Genomic DNA, 6,000 nt, shown 5'->3' with positions numbered 1-6,000 from the left:
GTCAAAAATCCGATGAAGCGAGAAAGGAAGCCCTGGTTCTGAGTAGACCTGTTCAACCCTTTTTTCCGCTTTCCTTTCATCTTTTTTGACTTGGCCATATTCTTTACTTTCAGATCCCCGACTATGAGGGTATTAGCCTTCGTGTTCTCAACCATTTTTATAGAGAGTTGGTGCTGATAATCCTTATTCTGGTTAGACCATTTTCTCTCCATTTTATTGATATTGGCATTGAACCTCTGCCATCTTCTGCTATTCTTTTTGCAGTGATCCCTTCGGGATTTCAGAGTGTCAATTTTTTTGTTCCAGTACTTATCAGGTCTTGCGGTTATTGCTTCGAAGAACTTTCCATGAGAGTTGACAGCAGTTACCATTTTCGTAACCCCTGTATCAATCGCCTGATACAAACCGTTATCATGGTACTGAACTTCCGGCACGTAGTCATAGGTTACTGAGATAAACCAGTCTCCTCTGGCCTTATATGGGTCACTGTTGAATATCTCTACCTGTTTGACTTTCCTGCTTTCGTATTCCCTATCAATCTCAAAAGTTAGAGGAACTTCGTTGACCTTATGGGAAAAAGAGGCTTTCCCATCCCCGAACTTGAAACCACTCTGGTTATACACAATCGTGAAGATGTAATTTTTTCCCCTGTGTTTTGGCGGTCTTGCACTGATATCACCGTTTTTGCGAAGGGCAAAAAACGATTTGTAGTTAGCGTCAAGCTTTTTGAGAACTCCCTGCAGCACTTTGGAATAGACCATATTGTACTGAGGAAACTTTTCCTTTATTTCAGGGAGTTTGTTCTGCTGTTCTACGTACCTGACACGCCTGTTCTCTTTTTTCCATGCTTCCTGTCTTTCGGTCAGAGCAAAGTTGTAGATCAATCTACAGAGGTTAGATATAGTCCAGAGAACATCGACCTGTTCTTCTGCAGGATGGATTTTGATCTTTTCAGTCAGTTGCATGGAATATTTATAATATGTAAGTTTGCATATATATAAACGTCTTTGAACAATTTATAGAAAGTTAATCGATTGTAGTATCGGGAACTTTACGGCTTTCATCCCCCACCTGTCGGCCTACGGCCTCCGAGGAAGGGGACTTCCCGCCTGCAAAGTTAAAACACGAGGAAAAAGCCCGCGGTCCCGAATCATCGACCCCGGGAAAAAAGTGAAAAAAGCGAAAAAAGATAAAAACCTCTGCAGAAAAAAATGAAAAAAAAGTGAAATTTTGAGCCGGATGCTCTAATTTCAGATCTTCTTAAGCATCAGGGACATTATCCCAGGCCTTGAGGCTTTCATGGGCCCTGCCTGGAACATGTCCATGCCGGAGGAGCCGAATAATTCCTCATTTACCCGGTTGGTAATTTCATCGAAGATCATCTTGTAAGAAATACAGTGGGGGTCGACGCCTTTAATTTCTCCGTCGTAGGGGGTTATGGCGTTATAGGGGCAGCCGCCGCGGCAGTATTTGATGTGGGCACACTGCTTGCATTCCCTGTCCACGTATTCCTTATACTGTTGCATGAGTTTCCAGGCGTCGGACTGGGCGAGGTCTTCCATGCTGGGGTGGTCATAAACATTTCCCATGACATATTTCGGCATGCCCACAAAACGGTAGCAGGGGTATATGCCGCCGTCGGGGCCCACGGCAAAGGTGTCTCCCATGCAGTCCACGAAGGTGCAGACAGCGCCCCGGCCGCCGAACACGCCCTTACACAGGTGGTCGATGTTCAGAACCTCGATACGGCCCAGGTTTTCAAGGTATTTGTTCAGGAGATAGATTAAGAGCCTGCCGTACTCTTCAGGGTCAAGCGCCCATTTCTCGGGTTCGTCCCCGCGTAAGGAAGGGAGTGCGGGATGGAATTTGAGCATGAAACCGTTTTCCAGATAAAAGTTAAAGATTTCATCCTTGAAATTTACGGAATGGGAGGTAAAGGTGGTGATGAACCTCACGGAAAGGCCGTGCTCCTTTGCAATTTCGTAGCCCCGCATGGTCTTATCGTAGTACCCTTTCCCCCTCTGGAAATCGTTAAGCTCCTTTGGGCCGTCCAGGCTGGAACCGATGGGAATATTGTATTTCGCAAAAATTTCGGCTATTTCCGGGGTCATCTTCCACAGGTTGGTCTGTATTGCAAAAGCCATTTTCCTGTCACTTAAGCCCTCAACCAGCAAGGGTAAAGCTTCCCGGAAAAAACCAGCCCCTGCCAGGAGAGGCTCTCCCCCGTGGAAGGTAAAGGTAACTGAATCGTCCCTGAAATTCTTGAGCCATTCAACCACTTCCTTGATGGTCTCAATGCTCATTATCGGAGACCTTTCCTCGGAACTCCAGCAATAACTGCAATTGGAAGGACAGCCTAAAGTAGGAATAAGCATCACGTGAAAAGGCATTTTTAAAGCACCCCTTTTTCAATCTTTTTCAAATTATTAGTACTTTTCTAAAAGTCGATTTTCCAGGATACAGTACAGGTTAGAAAAAACTTCCGAATTACGCAATCCGAAGAAATCGAAAAGCTGGATGCCGGATACAGGTTTATGCTCAAAACCGCAGGGCTGTTCTCGGCTGAAAAAAAAGCCCACGGGATTCTGGTCTTTAAATTTTGTCATGGAAAACCTTTTTCGACTTGCTTTTCAGGTCCCGGGGCTCTCACCGCCCGAGTTCCGCTTCGGGATCGCAGACAATCGGAGATTTTCTGGGAGTTGCGATGTAATCGCAACAGCACGGGGTCCTTTTCGCTCACTTCGTTCGCTCAAGAGGACTATTTATGTCACTTATCCACTTTATCTCATATTTAACTTTCCTGAATAACATTTTTCGACATGCTTTTCAGGTACCGGGGCTCTCACCGGACGCCAAAAGCGTCCGGCTTTTCCAGAATAAAAATTAGGAAGAGCGTGCCTAAAAAGAAGAAGCAACAGCAAACGAGAAACAAACAAATTCAAATTTTAAATTTGTGATGGTATTAAGTGTTAGTTCCTCAATAAAGAATGTGGACTCAAAAACCAAATTCATAAACCGGGGGAGTGGGATAGTTGATCATACTTGACGAGCCATACGTTTCTCAAATTCTGAGAGACACAATCGTAGAAATGAACCTGCCTGTCCTGAAAAACGCAACCTCCGAACGCCTGGATTTCAATAAAGAAATCAAACTCCTGGAAGACGCCGAATTCATCGAACTCCTCAAAACCAGGAACCCCTGCAAAATCTACAGCAACTCCGAAATCTCCCTCATCTGGATCGCAGATAATCTCGGCTTCACCGGCATCCCGGAAAAGATCGACCTGTTCAAAGACAAGCTCAGGTTCAGGGAACTGATGGAGCACATATATCCTGACTTTTCCTATCAGGGAGTGGAATTTGCCAGCCTGGACGAACTGGATATCGAAGCCGTCAAAAAGCCGTTCATAATCAAACCTGCAGTCGGGTTCTTCAGCGCGGGGGTATATAAAGTCAATACCGGGGAAGAATGGGAAAAAGTCCTGCCGGCCTTGAAAAATGAAATGGGAGCCATCAAAGGGCTGTTTCCGGCCCAGGTGTTCAACTCCGGAAAATTTGTCCTTGAAGATTGCATCGACGGGCCGGAACTGGCGGTGGACGCTTACTACAACAGCGAGGGAAAGCCGGTTGTCCTGAATATCCTGGAGCATTTGTTTACTTCGGAAGACGACGTTGAAGATAAGGTCTATACGACTTCAAAAAAGACCATCGGGACCTATCTGGAAGCAGTCACCAAACTGCTGTGCGAGATAAATGAGGTTGCAAAGCTGCCAGATACCGGGAAGAAAGATGCAGGGCTGAGGGATTTCCCGCTGCATCTAGAGTTGCGGGTTGATAAAAAGAACAGGCTGATACCCATAGAAGTAAACCCGATCAGGTTTGCGGGGTGGTGCACCACCGATATTGCGTATTACGCATACGGGATCAATGTGCACAGGTATTTTTGCGAGGGGCTGGAACCCGACTGGGAAGAGATTCTCAAGGAAAAGGATGAAAATGAGAGGAAAGATAAGGGAAAGGAGAGGGAAAAAGATGGGGAGAAGGACAACAGGACTTACTGCCTTTTGATTGCTAAAAAGCCGGACGACATTGAAACGGAAGACATCGAAGAATTTGATTACGAGGGTTTTGTTTCCCGTTTTGAAAAGCCTCTGGAGCTACGGAAGCTGGACTTCAGGCAATATCCGGTTTTTGCGTTCCTCTTTACTGAAACAGAAGACAGTAGCTGGGGAGAGATTGAAAGGTATTTGAGGTCGGATTTAAAAGAGTTTATCCGGATTCGCATGGAACAGGAAGGACGGGCAGGAAAATAAACCAGGAATCCGGGGATTAAGCCATTTGGTTCAGGCATTTCACAGGAATTTATTAATCCATCCCCCAGGAGTGATTCTATTCATCAAGCTTGTCATACAGCTTTTTCAAAGCCCTCCGCAGCCTGCTTACTTCCGCTTCCCACAGCTTTTTATCGGAAACCGCGCAGGAGCCAAGCTTTAGAGCTGCAATCTTTGAATAGTCTCTGGCAACTTTCCTGTTGCTCCAGGAAAGGCCGAAAGCCATGTCGGTTTTTTTGATGCTGTATTTTTCGTGGATCAGGAATTCATAGAGTTCATCGACCGGCTTCAGCTCTGACTCCAGGTCAGGTTCCGAGTTCAAGTCAGATTCCAAACCCAGGTCAAGTTCCGACAGACTCCCCGGTTTTTCGGAAAAGCTGCAGGAAAGACCAGCCAGGTTCCGGAGACAGTTCCGGACTTCCTGCCTTTCGGGGCAGAGTTTTTCCGAGTTTGCAAGTTCGAGCAGATCCCTGAATTCAAGGAAGATATCCGTCTGTCCGAAACCAGCGGGCAGGGTTTTTCCAAGGAAGATCAGGACATGTATGCATTCATGGAAGAGGATCTTTGCAATCAGGAACTCGATCCTCTCCTGCAGGTTCCACAACCTCTCGACCAGTTCCTCGCCCCACAACTCGTAGGGGTTTACCAGGATAAGGGACCTGTAAATGATTTTCCTGGATTTTTTTGAAACGACCTGCTCAGGTTCGACGGTCAGTCCCTGCATCATCCCGAAAAACTGGACCCTCACTGCAAGCTCCCAGCAGTGCTCCCAGTCTCCGGAGCGCACACATTTTACCCGGTAATATTGCCCGTCAAAGTGCACCTTTTTTATAAGCCGGTAAAGGTCCTCACTGTGTCCTTTAATAAGGGCTTTTATGCCGGGTTCCCGGAAAATATTCAGATCGAGAGAAGGAAACCCGGAAGGAAAAGATGAGTAATCCGGAATAGGAAAAGAAACAGTCGGGGCAGAAGCAGAAGGGTCAGAAGCAAAAGGAGCGGGAAAAGGAACTGGAGAAGAATAGGAAGCCGCTGCGAACGGAAATGAAGCAGGAGATGAAGCAGGAAATGAAGAATGGACAGGTGCAGATGCAGGAGAAAACTTGCCCCAAGTTCCCTGCACCTGTAAACAGGCTTTTTTCTTTGCTGGGACCTTCTTTATCCCCAATCCCCTAACTTCCTGCTTCAAGAATTTACCCCCCATCATTTATGATGGTTCATCTTAAATCCGGAAGAAAGCAGGATGATAAGACGGCCCGGTATCAGACCCTTGCAATTGACCTGCATTCTTCCAGCCAGTATAGAGTTTAGTGTGATGGAATTGTATAGTAATACAAAATTTAATTTTTGTATTAACATATAACAATAAGATTAATGCAATAAATACTTTTTTCTTAATAATACAACATTATGTAAGAATAAGAAGATAGAAAAGGTGAACAGCAATCAAGAGGAGACTGAGAAATATAATGGAGGTGGTGTGAATGGAGAAGGGACTGAAGTCGTGGGAATTTCTCTACCCTTCACCCGTTCTTCCGAAAAATAACAACATTTGCCTGTACGTATAAAATAAGAAAATGTTAAAGGCAGAAGAAACCAAAAATAAATAGAATCCAGAACAGAATAAGATCCGAAAAAGAATAGAATCCAAAAAAAGAAACCAAAAACAGGA

The 6,000-nt window shown here is 45.4% G+C and carries 4 protein-coding genes; 1 reads left to right on the top strand and 3 read right to left on the bottom strand.

All coding sequences use genetic code 11. From position 1 onward, the window contains the following. A partial coding sequence (locus FTO70_RS11600) for an RNA-guided endonuclease TnpB family protein (protein ID WP_255335915.1) occupies positions 1-965 on the bottom strand: 965 nt, incomplete at its 3' end. 285 nt (positions 966-1,250) lie between these two features. Further along, positions 1,251-2,390 carry a TIGR04083 family peptide-modifying radical SAM enzyme gene (locus FTO70_RS11595; protein ID WP_255335914.1) on the bottom strand — a complete coding sequence of 380 codons (1,140 nt, stop codon included), beginning with the start codon at positions 2,388-2,390 and terminating at the stop codon, positions 1,251-1,253. Positions 2,391-3,032: 642 nt separating this feature from the next. On the opposite strand from FTO70_RS11595, the gene FTO70_RS11590 reads away from it, so the two are divergent. Then, on the top strand, positions 3,033-4,313 hold the full coding sequence (locus tag FTO70_RS11590; RefSeq protein WP_255335913.1) for an ATP-grasp domain-containing protein: 1,281 nt from the start codon (positions 3,033-3,035) through the stop codon (positions 4,311-4,313). Positions 4,314-4,389: 76 nt separating this feature from the next. Here FTO70_RS11590 and FTO70_RS11585 read toward each other — a convergent pair whose 3' ends face one another. Continuing rightward, complete coding sequence (locus FTO70_RS11585; RefSeq protein WP_255335912.1) at positions 4,390-5,118, bottom strand: hypothetical protein; 729 nt, start codon at positions 5,116-5,118, stop codon at positions 4,390-4,392. Positions 5,119-6,000 lie beyond the last annotated feature (882 nt).

The sequence above is a fragment of the Methanosarcina sp. KYL-1 genome (assembly GCF_024372725.1).
Classification (GTDB): domain Archaea; phylum Halobacteriota; class Methanosarcinia; order Methanosarcinales; family Methanosarcinaceae; genus Methanosarcina.
The sequence above is the reverse complement of the archived record's forward strand: the minus strand, read 5'-3'. Positions and strand labels throughout refer to the sequence as shown.

Excerpts from the sequence above, each read along its gene's own strand:
- FTO70_RS11595 (WP_255335914.1), bottom strand. The coding sequence starts at position 2,390 with ATGCCTTTTCACGTGATGCTTATTCCTACTTTAGGCTGTCCTTCCAAT.